The organism is Paenibacillus sp. LjRoot153 (assembly GCF_964253085.1).
Classification (GTDB): Bacteria; Bacillota; Bacilli; order Paenibacillales; family NBRC-103111; genus Paenibacillus_E.
On record NZ_CAXUQH020000002.1, the window covers coordinates 231180 to 255929 of the forward strand.

The following is a 24750-nucleotide window of genomic DNA, read 5'->3' on the forward strand; positions in this document are numbered from 1 at the left end:
AATTATCCATACACTCAATTATAACGCTATACATCTAGGTTGTAACTCCTATATTTGTAGGACTTAATCTCTATTCCATCTTTTGTTTAATCATATAATTCCTGCAGACTACCTTACATCTACAGGTCTTTGGTTTCAGGTGAACAAAAAATTTCCCCGACACTCATGTGTCAGGGAAATTTTTTGTTCCTAAGCTCCTGTTATAATCTCGCTATTGGCATTAATCACATCAATAATCCCAATAATTCTCCGAGCATTTAAACTGCTCTTCCTGTAGAACCTTTTTCTCCAGCATCCCGTTCTTAACAACGTAATCAACAATCAGTTTCACGAAGCGGCTTTGATTAGCGTTTAAACGTTCCGTGGACGGAAACTCTGAGAAGGCCTCATTTACAGCCGATACTGGATATTCTTGGATTCAGCTATCTCTCAATTGAGATCCCGCAGCAGTGTCGGTGAAAATCTTGCTGGAGGGAATCAATCCTCCAATTCCAATTCAAACGACGAAAATCGATGTTATCGCTCCAACGCCATCTGAAACGATCTTATTCATTAAATGCTGCACGTTAGCATGTCTTGAACCGAATCCGTCGGGAATGGGATCAGGTTCTTTTCATTGGGTTTTGACAAGAACTTGATCCCATAAAAAATAATAAAGCCGCGATTTACGCGGCAATTAATGCGATAATGTTCTTGTCACCCGACATTTTCTGCAAAGTTCCCCTCAATTTTCGTTTTCAATTGTTTTGAGGGATCACTTAAAAAGAACGGCAAGCAAAATCATCAATTGATTTTTTAATTTTTATTAATTCCTTCTGCTCTTTTTTACTGATCATAGACCATTAACCGTCGAAACTCTGCCTCTAACTGCCATAGCTCGTCCATCACCCTCTGAGAGATTTGGCGATCGATCCGCTTTTCCTTTGCACCGAATAGATCAAGCTTATCGAGTCCGTACATGACCAGCGACAATACCAATCCCGTTAGCAATCCTGTAATTACTGGGGAAAGCCAAGCCGCGAACGGAGCAGTTACTGTGTTAGAGAGTAGGAACTTTTCAATCAGTTCGTCCAGTAGTATACCGCCAGAAGTAATAAGGATCGTCACTCCCATCTTCAGACATTGCTGGTAAACTTCCTCTCGCAGCATGCCTTCTGGAGGATTAAGCACGAAACGGATCATCTGAACAAGCGACATAAAGCCTTCCTTTATAATTCTTACAAGTCGCTTCATTGTCGTTATGAACTGATTGATGATGAAAACGAGCAATTCTGAGAGGAAACCGGCGATGGCGCCGTCCATAAATTGTTTAATGATTTCCTTCCATTTGCCAACTACACGGGTTACGATGGCTTTAAAACGAATCGTTAGCTCGTCTTTTAGCTTGATTGATTGTTGTTTCTTCTTTTGCAGCACGGCTCTCGTTTCATTGAAGACCTCCTTGGCCAGCTCGTACAGAATATATCCGAGGGCCTTACGAAATCCCATTTTCAAGGAGGTTTTCCCGCATTGGACCAACACTTCTTTCCCTACAGCGCTGGCTACCTCGACATTTTTCATCCGATGAGCTTTTTTATAGGCTTCCTTTGCCCGCTCTTGATCGATCTCGAAATACTCTGCGTTTGTCTTCGTTGGGTCCTTCTTCGATCGAACATTCATCCATTTCAATAAATCCTCATCGCTTTTGGACTGGTTCAGGCTGCCGTCGGTCCAAAGGATATTCTCAGCGCTATTCACTAGCTCTTTCCGTTTTTCTGAGCTCAAAAACAACCTTGCCCAATCATCCCTGTGCAATTCATGGGCTGAAACAATATGCTCGATGTGCGAACGTCCATCACGGTTCAATTCTTTGTTTGTGTACCCGTCATTGATTGGCTCTGGATCTTGAAACCTCTCTTTCCTTTGCTTGTTCATTTCCTTTTGTGGCGCATAATTTTGGCGGTTGTAGCTGCTTTGATAATCCCTCAGCTTGTCGCCGCTTTCATCGTTAGGAATGATCCCTTCATTCGCATTATGAACCGTTGGAATTGCACCGCCGTCAAACGCTCGAAGCATGTTCAGGGACAGTCCAAATGGGCCAATTAGTGATTGCAGAAAGTTATCGCGGAGCTCATCGACCATTTTAGTCGAATATTGATCAGTGAACTGTTTTCGAAGGTCCGTAACCGCTTGAACGCAGTTGGCAATTTCAAGATCCGTCAAAAAATCCGAATAGCATGCTTGCTTAGCTTGAGTAGACCGCGCCCTGCTCACGAGATTGTCCCATACCTGGTCTTCGCTTATTGCGATATGCATTGGTTTGGAATCCGTAATGGGTTCCCACTCGATATTTCTTTTCCTGTTAAAATCTTTCAGGTCCGCCTGCAGATCGGCGGCCTTTGCAGCCGAGGCGGCGATCTGCTTTTTTAAGGTTTCGAGCTCTCTAGCGTTGTAGGCAAGAACGTCCAGTTCTTCCTGGAATTTATTTGAATCACTCATGCTGCACCTACTCCGAAAGCTTCTCCAGCCATATTGACCATCTTTATGAGGCGTTCTAAATATTCCACTCGATCTTCAAGCTTGTTGGCGTATTCTTTCGTCTTAGCTGCATTTGAGGCTGTCTCCGTATGCATGCGATTCAGATCTTCCATCGCTTTTTTTAGCTCCTGAATCACTTCCACTTGCTTTTTGATTATCTTTTGTAGAGCAAGCTTCTCGGCATGTAGTAGGTCCCGCTCCATCTTCTCTCTTTTTTCTTTCTCTTTCTTTTTCTTGTACAGGATACCTATTATAGCAATCGGCAATAAAGGCAATCCGATCAGACCGAGCAAACCCGTTGCCCCTGTTGCCAACCCGAAGCTCGCAAGTGATGCACCCATGGCTGTCGCTGCAGCCCTAGAGGTGAAGCCTCCAGCCAAAATGGCTGCAGCTAGTGAAGGAGAAAACTTCGCTGCGGTAATAATTTTCTTGAAATCCGCATCTCGAATGTCTTGTAAAGTTCGATTACAGTCAGCAAGTCCAAGGTCAATCTCTTCAACGATTTTACCGGTCAGCGCTAGATTTGCGATTCTATCATCGTACGTTTGGGTCATGGTGGCAGCACCTTTCCTTAAGTTAAGAATTAATTAAAAGCATACTAGTTCGTTGTATGAATCATACGACAAAAGCCCCATACCTGTCGACTAGTACAGGAACTTTGACCTAGTATGGGACTCCGCCCCTTTCTCGCTAGTAATACTATCCCACAGCCTTGTAAATGCTCATTGCTCTTTCATTATACGCCTCTTCTGCATCACGACGCTTTTCATAGACGTCATCAAGTCTCTTTTGGTGTATTCGGTGTAACAGATAATCACACGCATAATAATTTTGTTGAATTAAGTACTTATTAGTGTTATTTTACTCCATGACATTCTTACATTTTTAGTTAACTTTTGTTACTACAAGACGCTAAATTAGCGTATGGAGGTATAAGAAAATATGCCTATTCTTCTTGCTATTATTGGTATCATTTTATTGACAGTTTTCTTCTTCCCTTTGATTAGCGCATTTTTTATCGCTTTATTTGCAGTAGGGGGATTGTTGGTATCTATAATGAAGGTACTTTTTTATATTATCATCGTAATTGTTCCGCTAGGAATAGCGTATTTCATCTTCATGATTCCAAGCTACTTGAAACAAAAAAATATTAGAAATAAACTAATAGCTGATGCGGATATAAAACGGAAAGCTGGACTTCTCCAATACCAAAGAGAGAATGGGCAAGTAGCAGGTTTAGATTATCGAACACTTAAAGCTTATTTCATTGAACATGGTTCATACAGAAACCATCCTATTTTTTTAGCTTTATCCCCTTCACAACGGAAGGAAATGGAAAGGTTAATAACAGAGAAAGTAATTAACAGAATGCACATCAATAAGTAATGACAGTACTAATAAACTCCCACTATGTATTCCCGCTTAAGTTGCCGATCGCGCTAGCCTCGTGGTGTTTGAAAGATCACTCGTTCTCCGTGTTCGTGGCTTTGGAACAAGTGATTCTTCATTCTCCCATAGAGTAACCTATTTTTATTTGATATGTCGTATTTAATTGAAGATGTCTAATAGTTTAACTTTATCAGTTGTTGTAAGTTTGTACGTACCGACTAAGACATTAGGTTCCATTTTGAGGAGATTAATCAAGTCCAAATGTTCACTAACAATGGATTCGTTATGCTTTGAATTTGCTATAGATCAATTAAGTTCAAGTTTTTCCACAAAAAAACAAGAAGAGACCTGCATTAGGTCTCTTTTCGATTGCATGAGGCATGGAGGAACCCTCTTGATTTATTGCTGATTTTAATTCCTCTGATCTTCTTCCCATTGATCATAATCTTTGTCAAATTGGTCGAGATCGCCGTCTCTTTCGAAATATTCCTCGGGGTCTGGACGTGAATCATAATCCCAATTTCCTTGTGGGTCATCTGGGTGATTATCTGGCATATGATTTAACCTCCTTTTTTTCTGAGTATTATATCGTCTTTATTTTAATTTGTATATTATTGTATTGTTTTTGATAAGGTTATCAATACCCTTCGATGTTTGGACAATCTTATCGTATAGTTTTGCCCGTTTCTACCGGGATTGCGATCAACCAGCCTATCACCCGATAGTGGACTAAATGTTTGTCCTGCGAGGTGACCGATTATGGAGTATATTGTATTCTCAAAAAGTAGTTAATATAATAAGGTATAAAATTTGATATTTAATTTTTATTGTTAGCACGGAGTGCGTCGGATTTTATTATCATTTTTTTGCCGAAGGTGATAGCAATATTACTCAACAAAAGGAGGAACACTATATGGTTGAAATGATTGGGCCTAATGGTAAATTAGATATGAACGATCCAATTTGTGGTGCAATTTACCAATTTACTAACGTTAATCTTTATAATGATAGCACACTGATTCCCAAGTCCAACGATAACTATTATCTGCATGGAATCCCTATGATGTTAACATGTGGGATATGCGAACATGACCAGTTAACACTTAAGTGTGGTGACCAAACACCTTTTAGTTTTGATACTGCGAACGGAATCAAAATCAATGGATTGATTTTAAGTTACGAAGAAATGTATTTATTCTAGGTAACTAAATCTAACCTAGTAATCAGATACAAACAGGGTAACTCAAAAAAATTAATTAGGTTAGAAATCTCTTATCCATGGATACATGCAATATTATTGGATATTGAGCCTATTATATCAGTTAATATTAATGGCTCAAAATGAGAACCAACAATTAAATCTATATACTACACCACTCGAAGCAAAGTATCCGTTCGTCCCACCCGTTAATCCACCAACAACGATACCTACAGGCCCTGCAAGTGAACCGATCGAGGCCCCAACCTGCGCTAGGGAATAGGAACCGACACTCTTGGTATCAGCTGATGCTGTGTGGCCGGCTCTGTTTAGCGCCACAGTGATACCGAATAACAGGAATCTGAAAGGACAGATGATAATAAGTTCTTGCCCCTCGACACTATGATCGCCATAACAATCGTAATCAGGTGTAGTGAACTTGATGTCATAAATGACAAGAACTTAATCCCGTTTCCAGCCACCGCCTATTGAAATCACCAACATAGCGACACAAACGCCCAACCTTTATCTTTCATACAGAACGGACTTCCGACAGGAAGTGTGTTGTACCAATTACTCATGTCGTTTGACAAAAACTTGCATCTTTCTTTGATGCTATCACTTCTTTACCTACAACCTTCTAGTAATAGTTCCCTTAGTATTATGTTAACAGTCAAGTCTCGATCCGCCCATACCGGGCATTAGCGTTCTGTTTTTCCCACTTCTCTTCGCTGCATATAAAAGAGAATCGACCTCTGCGAATAATTGGGATCTCGTGCTGCCCTTTTGGTATTCCGCCACTCCGGTACTTATTGATACCTTACGATCATCCATCTCCGTATGCTGCAATTGCAAGATTCGTTTCCTTAATTCCTCTAACATGAGAAATGCTTCAATTAACGTTAAACCTGGGAAAATCACCGCAAACTCTTCGCCGCCGTATCTCGCTAAAATCTCATTGGGTGAAAAGGATTCTTTTAACGCGTTTGCCACACGAACGAGAATCACGTCACCTATCGCATGACCGAAGGTATCATTTACACTTTTGAAATTGTCGATGTCTATTACTGCCAATTGAAGAGGCATACCGTTGTTATTACTCTGAACAATCAATTGCTCTAAATACTCATGGAATGATTTATGATTATATAGGTCTGTTAGAGCATCAATCTTTACCATTCGATCCATCAGTGCATTCTTTACGAGAAGCTCCTGTTCGGTCTTCGCCATTCGAGTAAAATTATCCAGGATATCCTTCCCTCTACGGATTACACCTCGTAAGATATAGACCATGCCAAGAAAAATAAAAATAAAAGCGAATAATTCATAAATCGATATACTCTGTCTGACTTGGGAGTAGAGTGCATAAATAACTGAGAATGTCACCATATTCACGACATATGCGATCGTAAGTTGCTTAATATTATTATAAAACAGGGCAACCAACATAGAGAGCAAGAATACGTATTGAATATGGATCGTCTTATTTGCAATGATTAACGAAGCAGCAATACAGGTACCGCTTACAATGATGATCAATGGTGTTTCCACCTTATAGGAATACGCTATTTCGTTTATTCCCATGACAATCAACTGAATCAACGTGGGAACGATCATGGTATTCACGATGTATTCATGAAGCCTATGAGGCTCATTGTTCATCTTAATAACAAGTGCAACAATTTCGGCGACGATGGAGATCAGGATGACAGCCCAATATTTTTTCAGTACCTTCCTGTGTAATTGGTGGATATCGGGTATATGTTGGAACTTTGCAGTCAATGTGCTTCACCCTTGTAAACAGAATGATGAATAGTTGATTCCCAGAATAGTAATCGACAAATGCTAGCCGTTGAATTTTCCGAGTTTAAATGATACAACAACGGCGACACCGGAGTGTTGTAATTCGTCAAGTGCTCCTTCACTGAATCTAAACTGCTGGTATGGACGACTTATCATCATCGTATCAAATTGTGTGAAATGATAGGATGTCAGAAAACCTAACTTAAACCCCTTCATTTTTTATATGCGTATCCATTATAGTTTCGGTTGTTCTAGGACATATACCTCCTTGATACGATCTTACAAAAAAGACTACCTATTTACCTTTACTTATAACATTCCTAATTGCGCAACAATCAGGTCATCATAATTTAGCTTCCTGAAACCTGATTTCTCTTGCAGGTGCCCCTGGATACTATCGGGTCACAAGCACACACAATAGTGGAAACTAGTACTCAAACCAGTATCTGCAGTCCGAAAGATAGCTTAATTAAGTCTGCGGAAACAAGCCTAAGTTTAATTCGACTACGCGTAAAAAATTAAGGTCTGTAATTCCAAAAATACACGATTGGAACTGATACGGGCACCACAATCTATCTCAACTTATATAGACGGGATCATCAATAAGAGGATTTTGGTGGAGGTACAAAAGAGACTAGATACTCTCAATAAAAATGCCATATTTGACTATGGAACACTGGGGAGGATTACATCGACTCGGATCGGAATTACGGAAGTCTGAAAATCACAGAGGAACTGAGAAAAAATGGTTTCAAAGTCGCTGTCAAAACGGTTGGACGCATCATGAAAGAGAAGGGTTTACGTTAACAAGCTGTAGTGAAATTCAACGTTCAAACAACAGATTCAAATCATAGCCACCCGATTGCGCCTAATTGGCTGAATCAGCATAAACCTATATTTAGCAAGCGCTCTTGACTTGTTTGCCGCAAAATTGTAGGCTGGCAGCTTGGCAATCGCATGACCGTGGAACGCTAGACGCCATAAACCAAGCATACCAGGCCGGGGTTCGCAGTATGCGTCTAATGAATACCGTAAACTGCTGAAAGAATACCATATGATCCGTAGTATGAGCCGTAAAGGCAACTGCTACGATAACGCATGTATAGAGGCTTTTCATAGCATTCTCAGCGAGAATTAGTGTACAGATATAAATTTCAAAGCCGCCAAGAAGCACACCAACGAATCTACTGGTACATTGAGTTTTTCTACAACCGGAAGCGTACGCACAGCAAACTCGGCTATTTGTCTCCAGACAAGTTTGAATCGCAGTTTTACAAGCATCAGAAACTGATTTCTTAGCTCTCTTTGTGTCCACTCTATTGACTCAGATACAAAGTGGTTGCAATATAACCTTGTCAATAAATGTCGGAATAGGTAGATAAACGCTGTATATTCATGGTATTATTTTCTTGTAGTAAAATTTACTTTAGGAGTGGTCATGATGTCATCAGAAATTTTAAAAGAAAGAATCATTCAAAAAGCATGGGAAGACAATTCTTTTAGAGAAAATCTTCTTTCTAATCCAAAAGCTGCTCTTAAAGAAGTATTTGGTTTAGAAATTCCTGATCATGTAGGACTTAAAGCTTTAGAAGAGACAGATAGTGAATTTATACTTGTTATTCCTACAAATCCTGCTAAAATTTTGGTAACTTCGAACGGTACAGACGCGCAATGGTAATTTACTTGTCATTATAATAAAAAGGGGTACTTCAGCTATTGAAGTGCCCCTTCTCTATTATTCTCATTATGATTAATTGAGGGAAATCTAATAACAACCTCCGTTCCAGCATTTTTTTGACTACTAAACTTTATTGTCCCTTTCATTGCTTCTATTATTCGGAATGTAACCATTAGACCAAGTCCTGTCCCCTTTGTTTTAGTTGAAAAATAGGGTTCTCCAAGCTTTACTAATTGGGCTGGTTCAATTCCAACTCCGTTATCTTTAATATGTATTACTACTTCATTACTATCTTCGTAAGCCCTTATGTGAATTTGCCCATCCTTTTGAAAAGCCTCAATACTATTTTTCATTATGTTAATTAAGGCCTGCTTTAATTTTGAGGAGTTCCCTCGCATATATAGATCACTAGGAATGTTAATATACACCATTCCCCCATATGAAGTTGCTAAAGGAACGATTATCCCTTCAATTTGTTTCAATTCTTTTGAAATGTTTAATTCGTTGAATTCCTCTAATTGAGGTTTTGCAAATGTTAAGAAATCACTAATAATTTCAGAAGCTCTGTCCAATTCACCAATAGCTATTCCTATATATCCCTTATTTTTTTCATTTGAGCTTTCTGTAATAAGCTGTAAAAAACCACGTGTAACTTGTAGAGGATTTCTTATTTCATGAGCGACAGATGCGGTAAGTGAACTAATAATCTCCATTTTTTCAGACAGTTGTAGATGCTGATTATAGAATTCAAGTTCTTTAGAGTAATTAATCAGTAAATCTTGAGAAGTAGAAAAACGTTTTCCTAATATGACGATTAGAGCACAATTAAAACCTATAATTCCCCATTTCCACAAAAAGAGCTGATGCGTTTGAAGACTAAAATAGTACCAAATGAGGTCAATAGTTCCTAATAGAGTAAATATGCCAAAGCCAGTTGCAAATATCAAAGCATCTTTATTTCCTCTCTTTGCAAAAACAATAGAGAAGCTAGTAAGCAATAAAAATTGTATAATCATGATATAACCTAAAACTGTAGAAGTCATTAGAAAATATGCGTTATTATATTTATAATCACTAAATTGATTTATCACCATAAAAAATACATAAAAAATCGAATAAATAATTTGAAATCTTCTAAAACTCCGAATTATAATAAGCTGTCCATTTTCAAATACTTTTTCAAAATAGAAGCTCAGAGTCGGTAAGAAGATTGCCAGTGATATATCGAACAAGTCTGAATAAATAGCCCCATAGTCACCAAAATAAACAAATGTAAAAGGAGTATTTGTAATAAAAATAGCTCCCATAGTTACAAAGATAATACTCAATGAAATCCAACTTGCGATCTGTGATCTTTTCAAAAATATGGAGCAAATAAACATAATCATTGCAATAAAAATAGACGCACAACCTATAATAATACTTCCTAAATCACGCAATAAAAATTGTCTCATTAAATTGGTATGTTTTCCTAGTTCAATTTCTGAGTTTATTCCTAATCTATCAAGGCTAGTTTTTAGTTTTAGGTAGATGTTCTTCCCGGCATCTTCACTACTTATTGGGATTAAAATACGCTGTACATCAAACGGGAATCCATATTTAATTTCATATACTAGTTGATCTTCTAAATACACTGAGATATTCTGAGCATAAATTTCGCTTATTAGAATACTATATTGATTTGGTAACTTTGATGGCAATTCCACTTTTGCCCAAGCTTCCGAAGTTCCTTTGGGTTTTTCAGGAAATTTCCTATAGTCAGGAATCACTTGCCAGTTAGAGTTAGGAATATCCCCTATTTCTTGAACTGACAGATTCTCGTGCCCCCAAAGAATTCTCCATTCTGTAATAATGTTCTTATCATTTTGACTTTGAGCAAGCAGCTGGGATGAGTTGAAACCGCATCCAATGATAATCATTAATAATGCAATCCAAAGGGATCTTTGTATAATTTTTATTTGACTCACCTTCCCAATATAATATTAATCTTCTATTTTCTATATTATTCGACATTATCCTTTTTTTCTTAGATCATAAAGCTCGTTACTGTGTATCTTCATTTAAAATGTCGAAACAGCTTGGAGTAACCAAGCTGCAGGGAGGATAGGCTGTAGGCCTTATTTCTACAATTTATTTCTGCCGCGGATTAAGGAGAACGTCGACTTGACTGAGTAATGGTATCATAGCCATAGAAACGGTATAAATGCATATCTGCTAATGCTTAACGTATATTACCGTTAAAATATTGGCGGCTACCCGTAATGTGATCTAAAACATACGTTCATATATTTGGTAAAAAAACACCCCAGTTAGTCATGAATTGGACATTGACTTACTGGGTTCTGGTGGTGTGCAACTTGGAACAAAATGTTATCTTTACCGTATGAATAGTATAACGTTTGAGGGAGAGAGGGAATATGATTGCAACGATTAGAAATAAAATGATGGAGCACTTAATATCCTTGTTTGTCCAAGTTGCCTCCACTCCATTTATATTGGCAAACGGAATTCTTAAATCAATTGTCGAGCATATGAATTATAGAAATTTCTTAGGTCAAGAATCTCAGCGATCTGAAACAGAGGGAATTGCTTAACTTATAATGGCTGAACCCTTGGTGGAGATTTAGTAATGGGAGATGACGATTACAAAAAAAGTACAAGGAATACAAGGAGAAATATGAAATCCTTGTAAACAACCAGAAACAAAAACAAAAGCAAGGACAAGCGCAGGGTGTGACCGACACTGACACGGTATCCAATGTGGGCAACCCTGTCGTTAATGTGAATGTGTCCGCTGGTTAAGGTGGCGATGCGGCGGTTACCCCAGGTCCCAAAGTATTATCTACAGGGGTGCTGAATACGCTTGTTGGTGAGATCTCTGCTCATATTGGCCAATGTGAATCCAACTCAGACTCTTTCAGCCAGAGTCCAAGTAATAGATTGGAATACTGGAACCCCAATCATTCTTTTAAATACGTTAGCAACTGTCGCCCTCAATACCCATCAGATATTTTCGCAGGTTGTAACGACATTCCATTATGAGGTACGTATATTCCATCCAGGCAATCCAAATTTAATGTCAACACATTTGCAATCGATGGAGGTATTCTCACTTCCAGGTTTAACTTTGAATCAGGATCAAATGATGAGAATAAACGTATAAAAACAATCCCTACATCCCTCCGCTAATTGTGTTTGGGTATTTTTTTACAGCGTGTTGAAACGGTTCTTCCCCTAGGAATCTGAAATTGATTTCACATTTTAAAGAAGCCCAAGAGCGGATCCCATCAGGCCTGTATTGATGCATAAGAACAAAGCTTTCTAGATCCTGGTCGATCTGCTGATCCGTGATCTGTAGAACCAGTAGCCGAATGTCTTCCGTAACGTGTGATTCCCCACAGATTCCACGCCTGCGTAGTCAGCCGCTTTGTTTAGCTACCTGTATGATTGGGTGGGAGTAATGGCCCCCTCACCTTTACGTGAAGGGAATAGCCACTCGCTTTCTAGACTTTCGTACACTAATGTTTAATTTTCCCATATGGCGTTAGTAATTATAATTTGTGGCGCAGCTATCTCTATAAACATACAAATATCTGCAATTCTCTTGAAAATTATCTCTAAATTAACATTTTCGTCTTGATTTATGTTTGAAGCAATACGAGTCTTCTCTCCAATTTTATATACTTTAATTAAAGGAAATTTATCATTGTATTCGTTCAGTTTTTTATACTGCAAATTCTCACTCATCTTATCACTAAAAACAGGAATTGATTCCGAAGTAATGTAAATATCATTAATGTCTTTTGGAAAATTAATGAGTATATTCATTTCTGGCACTTTCGGTTGCGAACTAGCATAACTAACAATAACTACAATTCCTGCTTCTAAACCTACCTCTTTGGCAGTTTCTTCATCAATTTTATGTGCAGCGTACTTGGTTCCATCCTCTTTAAATTTGCTAATAATTTCTTTAACAAATTCATTCCGTTTGTCAAAATGGTCAAGAAGTCTTCTTAATATCCTCTTCTCATTTTCAATTATTTCGCTAGGAGCACCCATATTAATTAATTTATCTAGTTGGTTATTATGAAAGCTTATTCTTGCCATATTTTAGTTCCTCACTATCTATTGTTTTGTAATATACACTTTACTATTTCGTTAGCACCCAAATACTACCATGTTTATTAGGGCTATACAATTACTATTTATGGCGTTAATGTTATCATCAACCTGTGCTGCCAGTATAAAAGAGGCACAGAAAATAAAAGAAAATGCAAATAATGAGATTGAACGTAATAAAGTACACGACTTTCAAGATGTGATTGAGGTTGGTAAGCTACAAATCAGTTTTACAGATGACGACAAAGCAATAAGACTGAGTAGTTCCCTTGCAAATAAATATAATAAAAAGAATAATGGAAACAAATTTCTTACACTAAGAGTAAATCTTCAGGCTGTCGAGAAAGTCTCGGCAGACTTTATTTCTTTGAGTGTATTTCACCACATTACCGCGTTAATATAATGTAATAATATTATATTATTGAAAGTGGTGACACCTATGTTTCGTTCTAATCCGAAAGACCCTCAATTAGACTATGTACTCGTATGCATTGATTTAATGGTCCCGCAAAATCATTTACTTCGCCAAGTAGCTGCTCATATTGATTTCTCATTTATTTTAGATATCGTTCGTCCTTTTTACAGCGACAATCGCGGGCGACCGTCGATTGATCCTATTTTACTCTTTAAAATGATGTTTATTGGCTATTTTTATGGGATTCGTTCTGAGCGCCAACTCGAGCAAGAAATTAATTTAAATATTGCTTATCGTTGGTTTCTAGGACTTGGACTTTCTCAAAAATTCCCTGATCACACCACTATTAGCTGGTATCGCCGGACTCGCTTTAAGGACACGACCGGAAAAAATGGAAGTGGTTAAAATTGATTCAAAATATCTAACAGCGATATATGTGTTTACGCCGATCCGCCTGCACAGTGGACGCTCCTTCAGGCTTTACGTCTTCTTACCTCTCAGACAGCGTTGACTTACTAATACCGTAATGGCCGATACCTCGGTGTAGGAGTTACCAGCAAGTAGGTTTACTGCTCCGTCCTTCAACTGGTTAAGACGATGTTATCTAAATTACCTTAGACCCGCGCTCGTTTTTCGCTGTCTATCTGCGCGAAGTATCTTTAAAATGCCCGTAACGTATATATAAGATAAAATTGTTGTTATTGCTTATTTTTTGTGGGAAAATTATCCACGAAACCTTTGATATACTGATATACTGAGTTGATTAATAAATGATTGAGGGAGGTAAACAATTAGATGAGTATCAACAAAGTCATACGTAATGTATTATTTGGCATTACAATTCTATCATTAACTTTTATTGTCCCCCATGTCTCTGCTGCAGATAGTGTTTATTCTTATAACAAAGATCAACAAGACGTACTAAAATATGTTAATGAAATACGTTCGAGAAGTGGAATACCATTGGTTGAATTAGATCCATCGCTTAGTAAAGCTGCAGAGAATCATGTAAATTACTTGGGAATTAATTTTAGATGGGATGGAAGTAATAATCCACATCCGGAAGTAGAAGGAGCAAAGGGCTATACAGGCTTTTCAGATAAATGGCGAATAAAGGCTGCTGGTGGTTCTTTTGATTTACTTAGAGTTTACGCGTCTGATGAATCAATTGCTATTAATCCGGATAGTGCCGTGGGAGCAATCAATTCTTTTATAAGTGGGGGTAATCATAGAGGTTCAGTACTTGGTCCTGATATAACCAAAATAGGTTTCTATATAGGGAATGGTTATGCAGTACTAGATTCCATTTCACCTTTAAAGCAAGATAGTCCAATAGTTGGAGTATATCCTTACGATGGGATGAAGGATGTACCTTTAAGTTTTTACGGTCCAAATGAACATCCAAACCCATTAGAGGAATTCGGTATTTCAACTTCAGGCTATATAATATCTGTTACCCGAAACTTCAATCATCCGATCTACGATTTTAAGGCATCAGTAAATGATAGTAGCGGTAATGAAATACCTATATATGTGTCAGGAACATCAATAATCCCAAAAAAAAGTTTACTTGTAGCAGAGACTTATACCGTTGAGGCAGAGTTCACAATTGACGGTGAAAAGCAAAAGAGAGTATGGAGTTTCTCAACCTGGCGTCCACCTAGCCATATAACAACTCGTGTTAATGGCAAGAGTATATTTTCAAACACTTTGAATCCTAATGGCATAACTATAACACCTATGAGAAATATTTTTGAGGCATTAGGAGCTACTGTGGATTGGAATAATGACAAAAAGTCTATTTTGGCCAGACTTAATGGTAAGGATATAGAAATGACGGTAAATTCTAATGTTGCATTAATTAATGGTATTGAGGTTACTCTTGATCAACCTGTTTTATTATACGGTTCGTTAGCTTATGTTCCAATCCGGTTTGTAAGCGAAGCGCTAGGTGCAAAAGTCGAATGGGACAGTGAGAACAGAGTAGTTAATATCACTAAGTAACCCCTAATAGAAAAAATCAAATCCATTAAACCTTACAATACGCACCCTATGTGGTGCTTTTTCTTTATCGAAATTTGATTAGACAATCCTCCTTCTATGAAAGAAAATTAGGATATAGGACGGATTTCCTTCAAATTACTACGAGATCTCGTACTCATAGGTGTTTCTTGAGCAGATCGGTATGAGGGCTATGTGAGTTATGCACCCTCGATTTTTGCCATAAATCTTCTTTAGTTCTTTCTTCAAACGGGACTTGTTAAAACAAAACGGTGCCCGTTTGTTTGTTTTTTCTTACCTCCCGGATCAGAGTTGACTTACTAATACCTGTAATGGCGGATACTTCGGTGTAGGAGTTACTAGCAAGTAGGCTTACTGCGTGGTTCAGCTGCTTCTCACTGAACGATTTCGGACGCCCTTCAGTAAAGCCTACCTTCTGTCTTGCAATGGCTTTGCCTTCCTGCGTACGCTCTACGATCATATCCCGCTCGAATTCTGCGAAGCCGGAGAAGATGGTAAGGATCAAACGACCTGTAACGGTATCTTCAATCATTCCCATGTTCAATACGTTGATCTTAACGCCCCTGGTGAACAATTCCTTAACGATTGTAATGGCATCGACCGTGGATCGTGCAAACCGATCGAGTTTCGTTACAATCAAGGTATCGCCTTGCTTCAGGACCTTGAGCAACGCTTGGAATTCAGGACGATCTTTTTTCGTCCCTGTGAACTTCTCGGAGAACACCTTTTCAGCACCATTGGCTTTCAGCTGTTCGAGTTGCGCTTCTAAATCCTGACTGAATATGGACACGCGTCCGTAACCATAAATCATTGACATTTCCTCCTTTGATTTTGACCATAAGATATGACCCCGATTTCTGCCTTAATCCTACGTTTATCAAGGGTTCGTGTCAATACTTTTAAGTTGTGACACCAAGAGGTGAATACTATAGACAGCGACAGACTGGACTTATATTAATAGAAATCGGGGAGGTTGCCTTGTATATTCAAAAATTATCCATTAAACTAGATTAATATAAAACACTTTTGGAACGGGTGAAGCCTTATGTACATTGATTTATATTTGTCAGTAACTACTCATAATGAGGGAATTGATCTTAAAAAAAATACAATATCCCTTGACTCTTCATTTTGTAAGTCTTCACAAAACCTTTTTAATCCACAAAGAAATAATGAAGAAAACGGGTCGAAATACCCTATTTTTTTTATAACTTATGATAAAAACGGATATAAGATGAATAAACGTGACATATATGAGAAGACATTCCATTCAATTTCCCTTCATAATGAAGGTTTAGTTATAAATAAAGGTTTAAGTGATGAGTTGGTTATTCCACCTAATATATCTAGAGTAATTCAACATACATATAAGTCGTCGATCTCTACTATTATTCCAATGCTCTTCTTTGAAATTAATAATTCAGATACAATGTATGGGATCTTTGCTTATGGTACGAGTGCAGGAGCGGCTGAGGAAGATTACGGAGTCATTTCGCGACTAATAGCCAGACGCGGACTCTAAAAGCGTGTGGAATTTAATAATATTCAAACTCTGCAATAATCGAATAAAATAACCTTTAGGGATGGGACCCATTGCATGGAGAATCAACTTTCATGGGAACAATTAGATAGTTGGCTACAAAGATTTATTAACAAACCACTTTATGTTGTACATTCTATTACTGAAATCCCTAATGATTGGGACTCAAATCTCGTTTTTGTTTTTCACAATTACTTTATCATTTCAAAGGTTCGATACGTGAGCAGCGAAGGTCGGTCTTTACATATAAGAGGTTGGCAAGAGAATGAGAATTTAAATTTATTTAAAAACAAAAATGCAGTCATTAGAGAACTTCAGGGATTCGTTACAATTACCTCATTTGATTCTATCAATAAGACTGAAATTAGCTTTTCCTCACAGCCTTTTTAAATGAATGTAGCGAATCTCAGACAAACAATTTTATGCACGCTATAATTTAGCACTCTGTTCGGGTTGATGAAAAAATCATGATGGTCTTTCCATTATGATTCTCACCCCCTAAACAACCCGCTCCTCATTACTAGAATCTATTACTCTAGTAAAAGGATATCCTAATCTAGTAAATGCTAGATAAATGAAACAACAGTATCACAGGACTGGTGTGTTCTCTGCTTATTTTAAGGGGGGGATAATTTGGGGGTGAAACTTGAAGGAATGAAGAAACGTCAGATTTCTGAAGAGCTTAGGATAGAAGGGCTACAAGGAAAATCTGCCGGAACCAGGGAAATAAAAAAGCGGGCGGTCCATTAGAGACCACTCGCCTTTTTGCTTCATGGACCGTTGAAGTAAATATAAATTTCAAAATTTAAAATCTCCATTACCGTACTTCTTATTTATTCGTTGTCGAGCACGTTCTGCTAGTTCCTTCATCCTGGCGTAATGAGCGCTGCTAACCTTCGGAGCTTCCGGGGCTATGATATTTCTAACGTGATCGAAAACTTTCTCAAATTCACTTTCTTTCAGTATTGGGAATTGCTTTAAGAGATCTTTAGCGATAGAAAGAAAGTCCCCCTCCTTTTTCGGCCATTTCCTCGATAGCCACACTCATTTTTCTGTAAAGATTGGAGCGTCATCGGAGTTCATTTAGCACTCTCCCCTAAATAGGTTTATTTACCCATCCAACAAGTACTTCGCCCTGCGATCTCCCAGTTTGCCGGATTACGCCATCTCTTGTTCTTCATGAACATCGCTAGTATTTGAGCTCGCACGCTTTCTCAAAGCTTCGTACAGCCCTGCCGGACCGAGAAGTATATCTCTTAATGAGTGACGTACCTTCTCCGAATCTAGTGCCTGCTTACTCATGACGCTATGGGCGGTGAAGGCGTCCATTATGGCATTCATCAGTTCGTTGGACAGATCGGGGGAATTAGCAAATTGCTCCTTGGTGTTGTTTACTGCTTGCTGTACTAGGGTGTCCGATTCCAGTAATTTGCTCTTGAGTACATGGTTTACATAAACCAGCTTATCGTCATCGGGTATTCGTGAAGTGAATTAAACTATCCTGCGTATTTGGGTCTTGGTATCTGATTTGAAACGACCTAGAAATATCCCCCTTATTAGGACCTGGGTATTGCACTTCAACCAAGTGCCGCAGTTTCCAGCACTCCATCGTAGTACACACTCAAATTACGCTGATCGTCCAAGATTACCGAGCACCGGTGGCGCAGAAGCTTTTAGAACAGAATTTGTTTCCGACTACGCGGCTTCGGTAGTTTCATGTTCCGGGAAACGGTCCCCAAAAACATCAATCCACTTTTTTGAAGCATTGATTTTATCTGTTTCTTTGAGAGCTTCCTCCGCTTTTTCAACTAGATTTTCCAGCTTATTCAAAAAGTTATCTCGTCTTGTGTCCGACCAATCCGACATCAACTCTTCACTTGGAAACACCAGTTTTGTAAGTAAAAAAGTAGCGGAGAGTGTCTTGCGTATCGCTTTGGCTGAGGCTGCAAGTGCATCATCATCATCAATCCGGGTGATCGGATACAAAGTGATTCGCAGCCAAGATAGTTAAAACATTCCACTCAGCAATTTAGTTTCACCTTCTTTATTATCCTTCCACGCCTTTAGATATCGAACGAGTCTCCTATACGAACATTTCAGATGCTTCCCCCTTTTTGTCTAACTTGAATTTTCAATACTATATCGACTAGCAAAGAATGCATACACAAATATTAACAAGACTAGAAGAATACCTCTAAACCAAGGACCAATGAAAATTAGTAGAAAAGTAGTTATTAGAAACAGACCAAATATTGACCAATTAACAGTTGAATTCTTAAATCTCTTTTTCATCATTATCTCAGAAACAATAATATCGAGTATCATAATAAATAAAACAAATGCAACTAGTACTGAAATGATAAGAACTTTTTCTTTCCAGTAATGAGTAGTGTTCAAAACAGAAAATATTAAAAATACAGTCAATGAGACAAAAAGGATTATTCCAGTATGTACTAATGGCTCAACAAGTGAGGACAATTTAGTTTTAAAATATACTCCAATATACTCTGTTATCCCACCATTGTTTTGGTACGTTATTGGATCATATTGAGTTCTTTTTAACCTTAGTATCTCTTCTTTAAGTTTTTTTCGCAATGCCTTAAGAGATTCATACTTTTCTTCCACATCATCACTATCAAACCACTCGTCAAACTCTTTTAATAACTCATAGGGAATAAATACTTTTGCTTTTGATATCTTCATTTCAAGTGGTGATATTTCTAACCTTTCTCTGATGATTCTTTTCATTTCAATTTCTAATTCAGAATATACTTCAATAGCCTTCTCAGTCTTTATTATTAAGTTTTTTTGACTTTCCAAAACAGTTGTTCTTAATTGTCTATACATTGATATACCGACTACAGTTAACACAATAATTAATAGAGCTGACTGCGGGTCGGGAAAAATCGTTTTTATTAGATCAAATAAGTAATTCATAGCATCTCTCCCCAATAGTAGTATTTATTATACGTTACGCCCTAGATCAGCAATAGTTTCAAAATATTGACGGTTTTTGTCACATAAAGTGAATACCTCTGTATTCCCCTGTGTTATCTTTCCTTTTTCCTTTAACCACTTAGATGCGCTGATGGAGATTTATCCACAATTCACAAATAAATTGTGCACATTATTGCTGTGAATAATGTTATTAAATAAACCACCTTTTCAGATACCGCTCAATTCATCTATTCTCCATTCTAGTTTACACATGTATTCAATCATTTCTATTAAAGTTGAATGCGTTACAAACCCAGGCATTGGGCAGCTTTTTAATTTCCATTGGAATTGGTGATACATTCGAAGAAATCACAAAATTTCGATGGGTTGAGGTGAATGGTATGCGAATCAAATCTTATCTCAAACATTCCCCTAAAAATTATCTGATAATATAGAAATTGTGAAAGCATTCTCCAGTACAATACGAACTGTTTACCGCAAAAAAGCGCTGATAAGTCCAACTTCATATTCAATAATAGTCTTTCCCGGCGGGCACCTTCAAGAATTTTACTGCAATGAAGCTGGTACTCTCTCGCTAATAGTACATCAATAAAACTCAAAATAAAAAGGATGTCCGTACATGGAATGCAGTAAGAGTGCATCAAAAAATTATAGGTGGCCGGTCTTACCTGTATTTTATATCCGTTGAAGAAAAAGGAACGTGGTTGCATCGTGGTTGAGAACTCCCATTTTACCAAAGAGGAATTTCTTTTTGTTATTTTTATAAAAGAAAACAAGGCTATCTCTTAGGTCTTTTCAGACCATTTGAGACAGCCTCATCTTCTACCCCAACTTGGCGCGCCTCACCGTACGCCATTGGCGCAAACGATCCATAACTTGCTGGAGTTGACGTGCTGCAAGCCGCATACGAATAAGATCGCCTACTTGCTCCCTTAAAGCTGATTCCTTTGATTCAATTTCAAGCTGTACGACCTTTCTGCACGCTTCGAGCTGCTGTTGCACAGCTTGGTTAAGACGATTCATAAATGAGGCAGTCCGCTCTTCGCTTAAATCTTGATCACAAACTTCCGCTACTTGGTCCCACGTCTGATTAATAGTGTTCACGTATGTATCGTATACTTCTTTCTTTACATCACCGAGCGATTTACCGCCGAGAAGTTGTCCGAGGAACCCACCTATTAGCGTACCGATGGGGCCAAGAAGGAACGTCCCCACTATCGCACCCGCTACAGAGCCGCCGTTAAGTCCATTGCCGTAATTGATATTGCTCAGCTCGGTTTGTAGTCCCGCAGATGACGTCAATTGGTTTGTAGATAACCCTCTGAGGAACGATTTCGAATCGAAGGACGTTGCGAACGGTAAGTTCCGATATAATTCTTGTAAAAATGACGCTGCTTCTTCGGACACTTTCTTCCCCATACGTTCCAACTCGCGTTTGCGGGCGATGTCGATGCGCGTTAACGCATTTTGAAGCAGTTGAGTCGCCTGCTCCTGCACTTCGTTTTTCAATCTGCTGGCCGAAGTAACTTCTTGTAACCACGCCACCATAGAATCTGAAGTGCTTTGAAACGCATCGTTCAGTTCCTTGATCATGGTATCGACGAACTCGGAGCGATATTTAGCTATGCTGTTACGGATAAGCGCTTGTACTTGATCCTCATAAATTGTGAAATCCTGCGGGACGACTTTCTCCATCCTGTGAATTTCTTGCTCTTGGATTTCTACGGATCGGGCAAAGGCATTATTGATCCCCTGGTGCACCTCGATCACAGTTTTCGCTGAAGCGTCGATGAACAAATCCAACTGCTGATGTTCCGCTTCCACGAAAATTGCTTCAGTGACCACATGCATATGTTCCGCGTATCGGTATGCTTCACTCGTAAGCTGCTCTCTCGGCATGGAACTAACTGGGTATACGACTACATCCGGCAAATGAAAATAAGCTGCAAGATCCCGCCGGACTCGCGCCACGGTTTCATCCGCCGCATCCCCGCCATCGCAGTCGAGCTCAGGGTCTCCAAGTACAAGATCCATTTTGTTCAGCAGAATGAACGTCTTCCCCGCTTCCTCCCGGATGAATTCCAAGGTGCTCATCTCTTTCCTTTTCAGGGCGTTGCGGGCATCCATGATGTACATACACATATGACACGACTTCATCTCAGCTTCTGTGACAGCGGTACGGCGAGCGTCCGAGTTGAAGCCAGGCGTATCGACGAGTACAACATGAGGCGGCAGCTTGAGCAGCGGCGCATAGACGACAACGCGCTCTACCCACTCTAGTGCGGGAGAACCTACCTTCGTATGCTGCATCAAAAAGGTGCTTACTATGTCTAGGTGCTGCTCCAGCAAGGTCGTTCCGTCTTCCTGAAACCATGAAGACTCGGTTTCCATCGTATTGCGAAGCTGCCCCGACTTGTCCCAGACCTCCAGTCGCATCCGTTCGCCGTATCTGACTTCCGTTGGCACGCCGGTTGCCTCCTCTTGCGTAACGAAGAATAGATTGGTTCGGAAGATCGCGTTAAGCAAAGTCGTTTTCCCTGCGCTCGATTCGCCCGCAATTGCAATTTTAATATGCTTGACCGGCTTTTTCATGACCGCTGTGGGGACAACTTCTTGCATTGTCTCTTTTTTTCCAAAAAACAAAGATTTCACCTTTCTGAGCCACGAAGCTTTTGATGGCTGCACTGCCGCTTCGTCTAGGCCTGCCGCCGCTTCTGCATGTCCATGCTGCAAACTATCCACTTCTTGCATTCGCTCATTCAGCAGTTGGTAAAATTGTTTTGCTTTGTCTCTCATTGGAAGATCCAACCAGGTTGATTCAGAAAAGGTCCCCGTAAGTTTGGACGCTTGAAGCATGCCCTCAATCACTTCAGATTCATTTTCATAAGCGGCCTGTGACATTTCTAATACTAAGCGCTGATTATGGAGTAAACCGTGTATCCAATTAAACGGAGCATGCATCGGAAGTCTGCCAAGCGCGTCAGATAATTGATTAACGTCGCCGAGCGCCCACGCCTCATAAGCTTGAAGAATCGTAGCGGCGTGCTGCAAATAAGGTTCGGATATGAGTCCGAGTAAATGGCCGTTTTTACGTTTCCACTCCTGCAGAGCAATCATTACGTGACCTTGGTAACCGTTGGCCAAATGCTCCTCGGCTTGTAGAAGAAGGATGACGAAACCAAGCGACTCTTCTTCCAAAAGCTCCAACTTTTTGAAGAAATCCAATTGTTTTAACTGATTCATGCCTTGTATGGCTTCAGGGCTCGTAATTCCCATGGTGCGTGCGGCACCGACTGTTTTATAAGCGACATCACGGATATGTAATAGATGTGAGTCATATTCATTTTTAAATCCGCTGTATCCCAGGAATTCCGCTAAGTCCCAGCTATCCCTACGTTCGGGCTCCTGCTTCACGCTCTTACATGATAACAGTTCGGAAAAGTTCTCTTGGGCGAGCGATATGCTATTCTTCAACTCTGAAGAGTCGTCGAGGCTTTCGAGCGCCTGCAACCAGGCAATATGATCATAGGACTCATTGAAAACCTCTAAAAATATGGTCCGCATTAAGTCCACGGATGATTCATCTTCATCAGCAAAGAGATTTTCATATCGTTCAATAAAGATCAAAAACGCTTCATGCACATATGATTTGGTTGATGGATACAGGTAATGAAGACAATGAGCCGCAAAGCTAAAACAGGCCGGATCAAGCCCCTCGGACTCAGTGATATAATACTTAAAAGCCAGGCAGCTGTTTTTTATAAATTGCTCGAACTGACCTTGTGCCTTTGCATGTATGGCATGAATCAGATATCGCTGCACAATCCACCGATCATCTTTCAAATCCGATAATGCCGGAAGAAAGCGTAACGTTCCGTTGTGCCACGGATACCACAAATATTCAGCAAACATGACCTGAGGATGGAACAGTATCGCCTTCCATGCCCCTTTGGAAATAAGGGAAGTCGCTTCCACTTGCTTTCCAGTTACACGGAGCACTTTGCCAATCAATAAATCGATCATCCCTGAAAGAGTGTCGATTTGTTTAAGATGTTGCAATTGCTGCAGCGCGTTCTCATATTCACCGCGATACATGAGTTCAAAAATTTCAGGAAACTTACTCTCTACCTCCTTCGGAGGGAAATCGTAACGAAAATGAATCACGTGTTCAATGACTGCGTCTAGCAGGTTGTCATCCGATAAGGTGACGGTAAAAACAGAATCTTTGGAAATATCAAACCAGTCTTCACCGCCTATCCGAAACTGAAACGTGGCGTCGTCCACCACTTGAGTATCACGAATATTGCAATAAGGATTAGTCGAGTAAAAGAGCTTCTGCTGCTTGCCGATGACACCGAATCGATAATTCGTGGCAAAGCAAAGGCCTGTTATTTCGCTTTCCCCCCACAACGTTTCGCAGTGAAACTTCGACTCCGCGCGAAAAAGAACAGTCTCCCCTTCGATCGGATGCAAACTCATAAATTCTGAAATCATTGGATCCACTTTTGATACAGGCGCTATCGGCATGTTCTGTGAGCCTCTCTTTGCAGATTAAATGAAAGTAGGAAATTGGAATTGATGGACCTGCTTCAACGGATCGCCATGAACCGGATTCGTCACTTGATCCATCCAAGCCTGATGCGATGCGTGGAGATGAGCCGCATCCGTCATTGGCATGCTGAGGAACGTTTGCCCGCCCATTCCATTACTTTGACTGTAGCCGGTTTTTTGGTACGATTCGTTGAAGTAATCTTTGCCGCCCAAAGCATTAGCCTCGGAATGCCCGGTTTTGTGGTACTGTGCGTCAAAATGGTCCGTTCCGCCGAACGCATTGTGCTCCGAGTGACCGACCTTTTGAAAGTTGTCATTGAAATAATCTGCGCCTCCGAGAGCGTTGGACTCACTATGCCCTGTCTTCTGGTTAATCGCATTAAAATGATCGTATCCCCCAGTGGCATTCGGCTCGCTATGTCCTAACTTTTGGTTCAATGCGTTAAAATAGTCACGACCGCCCATGGAATTCGACTCGCTTCGGATTGTATCGTCTCCGTGCTGATGTTGTCCTGATAGGCTATGGTGCAAAAAATCATGTAAAAAATCGGACATGGCAC

22 protein-coding genes and 4 pseudogenes are annotated in these 24750 nt (G+C 39.5%); 11 read left to right on the forward strand and 15 right to left on the reverse strand.

Annotated elements, in window-relative coordinates:
* Positions 1 to 189: 189 nt before the first annotated feature.
* The 3 genes and pseudogenes from ACSQ8P_RS36410 to ACSQ8P_RS36420 form a co-directional block, all read right to left on the reverse strand.
* A pseudogene (locus ACSQ8P_RS36410) lies at positions 190 to 397 on the reverse strand (type I restriction-modification enzyme R subunit C-terminal domain-containing protein); the annotation flags it as partial.
* A gap of 428 nt (positions 398 to 825) precedes the next feature.
* Complete coding sequence (locus tag ACSQ8P_RS36415; protein ID WP_436239857.1) at positions 826 to 2478, reverse strand: hypothetical protein; 1653 nt, start codon at positions 2476 to 2478, stop codon at positions 826 to 828.
* Positions 2475 to 3071, reverse strand: coding sequence for a hypothetical protein (locus tag ACSQ8P_RS36420; protein ID WP_436239858.1), 597 nt, complete (start codon positions 3069 to 3071; stop codon positions 2475 to 2477). The genes ACSQ8P_RS36415 and ACSQ8P_RS36420 overlap by 4 nt, the downstream gene beginning before the upstream one ends.
* Before the next feature lie 388 nt (positions 3072 to 3459).
* On the opposite strand from ACSQ8P_RS36420, the gene ACSQ8P_RS36425 reads away from it, so the two are divergent.
* On the forward strand, positions 3460 to 3903 hold the full coding sequence (locus ACSQ8P_RS36425; protein WP_436239859.1) for a hypothetical protein: 444 nt from the start codon (positions 3460 to 3462) through the stop codon (positions 3901 to 3903).
* A gap of 414 nt (positions 3904 to 4317) precedes the next feature.
* Here the strand turns inward: ACSQ8P_RS36425 and ACSQ8P_RS36430 are convergent, their stop codons facing one another.
* Positions 4318 to 4461 (reverse strand): hypothetical protein, encoded by a 144-nt coding sequence (locus ACSQ8P_RS36430; RefSeq protein ID WP_436239860.1) that lies wholly within the window; start codon positions 4459 to 4461, stop codon positions 4318 to 4320.
* A gap of 358 nt (positions 4462 to 4819) precedes the next feature.
* On the opposite strand from ACSQ8P_RS36430, the gene ACSQ8P_RS36435 reads away from it, so the two are divergent.
* Positions 4820 to 5107: a hypothetical protein gene (locus ACSQ8P_RS36435; RefSeq protein WP_436239861.1), complete on the forward strand. Its 288-nt coding sequence runs from the start codon at positions 4820 to 4822 to the stop codon at positions 5105 to 5107.
* A gap of 663 nt (positions 5108 to 5770) precedes the next feature.
* On the opposite strand, the gene ACSQ8P_RS36440 is transcribed toward ACSQ8P_RS36435, so the two are convergent.
* Positions 5771 to 6886: a GGDEF domain-containing protein gene (locus ACSQ8P_RS36440; protein WP_436239862.1), complete on the reverse strand. Its 1116-nt coding sequence runs from the start codon at positions 6884 to 6886 to the stop codon at positions 5771 to 5773.
* Between the two features lie 711 nt (positions 6887 to 7597).
* Between ACSQ8P_RS36440 and ACSQ8P_RS36445 the strand changes: the two genes are divergently transcribed.
* Complete coding sequence (locus tag ACSQ8P_RS36445) at positions 7598 to 7714, forward strand: IS3 family transposase (protein WP_436240004.1); 117 nt, start codon at positions 7598 to 7600, stop codon at positions 7712 to 7714.
* A gap of 36 nt (positions 7715 to 7750) precedes the next feature.
* Here the strand turns inward: ACSQ8P_RS36445 and ACSQ8P_RS36450 are convergent, their stop codons facing one another.
* Entirely contained in the window at positions 7751 to 7900 is a 150-nt protein-coding gene (locus tag ACSQ8P_RS36450) for a hypothetical protein (protein WP_436239863.1), read from the reverse strand.
* A 7-nt stretch (positions 7901 to 7907) separates the two neighbouring features.
* Between ACSQ8P_RS36450 and ACSQ8P_RS36455 the strand changes: the two are divergent.
* Together ACSQ8P_RS36455 and ACSQ8P_RS36460 are read left to right on the forward strand one after the other, a co-directional pair.
* Positions 7908 to 8206 (forward strand): annotated as a pseudogene (locus ACSQ8P_RS36455) (IS3 family transposase); the annotation flags it as partial.
* 142 nt (positions 8207 to 8348) lie between these two features.
* Complete coding sequence (locus tag ACSQ8P_RS36460) at positions 8349 to 8585, forward strand: NHLP leader peptide family RiPP precursor (RefSeq protein ID WP_436239864.1); 237 nt, start codon at positions 8349 to 8351, stop codon at positions 8583 to 8585.
* Positions 8586 to 8620: 35 nt separating this feature from the next.
* Here the strand turns inward: ACSQ8P_RS36460 and ACSQ8P_RS36465 are convergent, their stop codons facing one another.
* The gene (locus ACSQ8P_RS36465) at positions 8621 to 10552 is read right to left on the reverse strand and encodes an ATP-binding protein (protein ID WP_436239865.1); all 1932 of its coding nucleotides are present in this window, start codon (positions 10550 to 10552) and stop codon (positions 8621 to 8623) included.
* 450 nt (positions 10553 to 11002) lie between these two features.
* Between ACSQ8P_RS36465 and ACSQ8P_RS36470 the strand changes: the two genes are divergently transcribed.
* Positions 11003 to 11179 (forward strand): hypothetical protein, encoded by a 177-nt coding sequence (locus ACSQ8P_RS36470; RefSeq protein ID WP_436239866.1) that lies wholly within the window; start codon positions 11003 to 11005, stop codon positions 11177 to 11179.
* A 757-nt stretch (positions 11180 to 11936) separates the two neighbouring features.
* Here the strand turns inward: ACSQ8P_RS36470 and ACSQ8P_RS36475 are convergent.
* Positions 11937 to 12092: pseudogene (locus tag ACSQ8P_RS36475) on the reverse strand (site-specific integrase); the annotation flags it as partial.
* 18 nt (positions 12093 to 12110) lie between these two features.
* Positions 12111 to 12692 (reverse strand): hypothetical protein, encoded by a 582-nt coding sequence (locus ACSQ8P_RS36480; RefSeq protein ID WP_436239867.1) that lies wholly within the window; start codon positions 12690 to 12692, stop codon positions 12111 to 12113.
* Between the two features lie 100 nt (positions 12693 to 12792).
* On the opposite strand from ACSQ8P_RS36480, the gene ACSQ8P_RS36485 reads away from it, so the two are divergent.
* From ACSQ8P_RS36485 to ACSQ8P_RS36495, 3 genes and pseudogenes are all read left to right on the forward strand, one after another.
* On the forward strand, positions 12793 to 13107 hold the full coding sequence (locus ACSQ8P_RS36485; protein WP_436239868.1) for a hypothetical protein: 315 nt from the start codon (positions 12793 to 12795) through the stop codon (positions 13105 to 13107).
* Positions 13108 to 13143: 36 nt separating this feature from the next.
* Positions 13144 to 13500: pseudogene (locus tag ACSQ8P_RS36490) on the forward strand (transposase); the annotation flags it as partial.
* 414 nt (positions 13501 to 13914) lie between these two features.
* Positions 13915 to 15123, forward strand: coding sequence for a stalk domain-containing protein (locus ACSQ8P_RS36495; protein ID WP_436239869.1), 1209 nt, complete (start codon positions 13915 to 13917; stop codon positions 15121 to 15123).
* Between the two features lie 256 nt (positions 15124 to 15379).
* On the opposite strand, the gene ACSQ8P_RS36500 is transcribed toward ACSQ8P_RS36495, so the two are convergent.
* Positions 15380 to 15952 (reverse strand): recombinase family protein, encoded by a 573-nt coding sequence (locus ACSQ8P_RS36500; RefSeq protein WP_436239870.1) that lies wholly within the window; start codon positions 15950 to 15952, stop codon positions 15380 to 15382.
* Positions 15953 to 16186: 234 nt separating this feature from the next.
* On the opposite strand from ACSQ8P_RS36500, the gene ACSQ8P_RS36505 reads away from it, so the two are divergent.
* A complete protein-coding gene (locus ACSQ8P_RS36505) occupies positions 16187 to 16663 on the forward strand; it encodes a hypothetical protein (RefSeq protein ID WP_436239871.1) in 477 nt (158 codons plus the stop codon).
* 75 nt (positions 16664 to 16738) lie between these two features.
* Entirely contained in the window at positions 16739 to 17071 is a 333-nt protein-coding gene (locus tag ACSQ8P_RS36510) for a hypothetical protein (protein WP_436239872.1), read from the forward strand.
* A gap of 768 nt (positions 17072 to 17839) precedes the next feature.
* On the opposite strand, the gene ACSQ8P_RS36515 is transcribed toward ACSQ8P_RS36510, so the two are convergent.
* The 5 genes from ACSQ8P_RS36515 to ACSQ8P_RS36535 all read right to left on the reverse strand — a co-directional run bounded on the left by ACSQ8P_RS36515 (position 17840) and on the right by ACSQ8P_RS36535 (position 24745).
* The gene (locus ACSQ8P_RS36515) at positions 17840 to 17983 is read right to left on the reverse strand and encodes a hypothetical protein (RefSeq protein ID WP_436239873.1); all 144 of its coding nucleotides are present in this window, start codon (positions 17981 to 17983) and stop codon (positions 17840 to 17842) included.
* A gap of 393 nt (positions 17984 to 18376) precedes the next feature.
* Positions 18377 to 18667: a hypothetical protein gene (locus ACSQ8P_RS36520; protein WP_436239874.1), complete on the reverse strand. Its 291-nt coding sequence runs from the start codon at positions 18665 to 18667 to the stop codon at positions 18377 to 18379.
* A gap of 132 nt (positions 18668 to 18799) precedes the next feature.
* Positions 18800 to 19618, reverse strand: coding sequence for a hypothetical protein (locus ACSQ8P_RS36525; RefSeq protein ID WP_436239875.1), 819 nt, complete (start codon positions 19616 to 19618; stop codon positions 18800 to 18802).
* A gap of 843 nt (positions 19619 to 20461) precedes the next feature.
* Complete coding sequence (locus tag ACSQ8P_RS36530) at positions 20462 to 24166, reverse strand: dynamin family protein (protein ID WP_436239876.1); 3705 nt, start codon at positions 24164 to 24166, stop codon at positions 20462 to 20464.
* A gap of 24 nt (positions 24167 to 24190) precedes the next feature.
* Positions 24191 to 24745, reverse strand: a complete 555-nt coding sequence (locus ACSQ8P_RS36535; protein WP_436239877.1) for a hypothetical protein — start codon at positions 24743 to 24745, stop codon at positions 24191 to 24193.
* Positions 24746 to 24750 lie beyond the last annotated feature (5 nt).